General features: G+C 53.5%; 1 rRNA gene (running past both ends of the window). It reads right to left on the reverse strand.

Going from position 1 to position 2,500, the window contains the following annotated elements:
* Positions 1-2,500: ribosomal RNA gene (locus K5K93_RS11015) — 23S ribosomal RNA — on the reverse strand (it extends past both window edges: 332 nt to the left, 48 nt to the right).

Raw genomic sequence — 2,500 nt, forward strand, 5'->3', positions numbered from 1 at the left:
CCACTTTAAATGGCGAACAGCCATACCCTTGGGACCGACTACAGCCCCAGGATGTGATGAGCCGACATCGAGGTGCCAAACACCGCCGTCGATATGAACTCTTGGGCGGTATCAGCCTGTTATCCCCGGAGTACCTTTTATCCGTTGAGCGATGGCCCTTCCATACAGAACCACCGGATCACTAAGTCCTAGTTTCCTACCTGCTTGATCCGTCGATCTTGCAGTCAAGCACGCTTATGCCTTTGCACACAGTGCGCGATGTCCGACCGCGCTGAGCGTACCTTCGAGCTCCTCCGTTACTCTTTAGGAGGAGACCGCCCCAGTCAAACTACCCACCATACACGGTCCCCGACCCAGATAATGGGCCCAGGTTAGAACGTCAAGCACGACAGGGTGGTATTTCAAGGATGGCTCCGCCACAGCTAGCGCCATGGTTTCATAGCCTCCCACCTATCCTACACAGACGAACTCAACGTTCAGTGTAAAGCTATAGTAAAGGTTCACGGGGTCTTTCCGTCTTGCCACGGGAACGCTGCATCTTCACAGCGATTTCAATTTCACTGAGTCTCGGGTGGAGACAGCGCCGCTGTCGTTACGCCATTCGTGCAGGTCGGAACTTACCCGACAAGGAATTTCGCTACCTTAGGACCGTTATAGTTACGGCCGCCGTTTACTGGGGCTTCGATCAAGAGCTTCGCCTTGCGGCTGACCCCATCAATTAACCTTCCAGCACCGGGCAGGCGTCACACCCTATACGTCCACTTTCGTGTTTGCAGAGTGCTGTGTTTTTGATAAACAGTCGCAGCGGCCTGGTTACTGCGACCCTCTTCAGCTATAGCTCGCACGAGCCACCAAAAAGGGTGCACCTTCTCCCGAAGTTACGGTGCCATGTTGCCTAGTTCCTTCACCCGAGTTCTCTCAAGCGCCTGAGAATTCTCATCCTACCCACCTGTGTCGGTTTACGGTACGGTCTGCGTAAGCTGAAGCTTAGGAGCTTTTCCTGGAAGCGTGGTATCAGCGACTTCGCCATAAAGGCTCGTCTCGGTGCTCGGTCTTAGAGGATCCCGGATTTGCCAAAGATCCAAACCTACCGCCTTTCCCCGGGACAACCAACGCCCGGTACGCCTAACCTTCTCCGTCCCTCCATCGCACTTACGCGAGGTGCAGGAATATTAACCTGCTTCCCATCGACTACGACTTTCGTCCTCGCCTTAGGGGCCGACTCACCCTGCGCCGATTAACGTTGCGCAAGGAAACCTTGGGCTTTCGGCGTGCGGGTTTTTCACCCGCATTATCGTTACTCATGTCAGCATTCGCACTTCCGATACCTCCAGCAGACTTCTCAATCCACCTTCAACGGCTTACGGAACGCTCCTCTACCGCGTACATATAAATATGCACACCCCAAGCTTCGGTTCTGTGCTTAGCCCCGTTAAATCTTCCCCGCAGACCGACTCGACCAGTGAGCTATTACGCTTTCTTTAAAGGGTGGCTGCTTCTAAGCCAACCTCCTGGCTGTCTGTGCCTTTCCACATGGTTTTCCACTTAGCACAAAATTTGGGACCTTAGCTGTGGGTCTGGGTTGTTTCCCTTTTCACGACGGACGTTAGCACCCGCCGTGTGTCTCCCATACAGTCCGTCTCGGTATTCGGAGTTTGCAATGGTTTGGTAAGTCGCGATGACCCCTAGCCATAACAGTGCTCTACCCCCGAGAGGATACATATGAGGCGCTACCTAAATAGCTTTCGAGGAGAACCAGCTATCTCCGGGTTCGATTAGCTTTTCACTCCTAATCACAGCTCATCCCCGTCTTTTGCAACAGACGTGGGTTCGGGCCTCCAGTACCTGTTACGGCACCTTCACCCTGGCCATGACTAGATCACCCGGTTTCGGGTCTACTGCCCGCGACTATGCGCCCTTATCAGACTCGGTTTCCCTTCGCCTCCCCTATACGGTTAAGCTTGCCACGAACAGTAAGTCGCTGACCCATTATACAAAAGGTACGCAGTCACCCCTTGCGAGGCTCCTACTGCTTGTACGCACACGGTTTCAGGATCTATTTCACTCCCCTCTCCGGGGTTCTTTTCGCCTTTCCCTCACGGTACTGGTTCACTATCGGTCGGTCAGTAGTATTTAGCCTTGGAGGATGGTCCCCCCATGTTCAGACAGGGTTTCACGTGCCCCGCCCTACTCGTCTTCACTGAAATGGCCCTTTCAGATACAGGGCTATCACCTTCTATGGCCGCTCTTTCCAGAGCGTTTTCCTAGAACCAAATCAGCTTAAGGGCTAGTCCGCGTTCGCTCGTCGCTACTTACGGAATCTCGGTTGATTTCTTTTCCTCTGGTTACTTAGATATTTCAGTTCACCAGGTTCGCTTCCAGCAGCTATGTATTCACTGCAGGATACCCGCAAGCGGGTGGGTTTCCCCATTCGGACATTACCGGATCAAAGCTTGTTGCCAGCTCCCCGATACTTTTCGCAGGCTGCCACGTCCTTCAT

The organism is Stenotrophomonas sp. DR822, assembly GCF_019793815.1.
GTDB lineage: Bacteria > Pseudomonadota > Gammaproteobacteria > Xanthomonadales > Xanthomonadaceae > Stenotrophomonas > Stenotrophomonas indicatrix.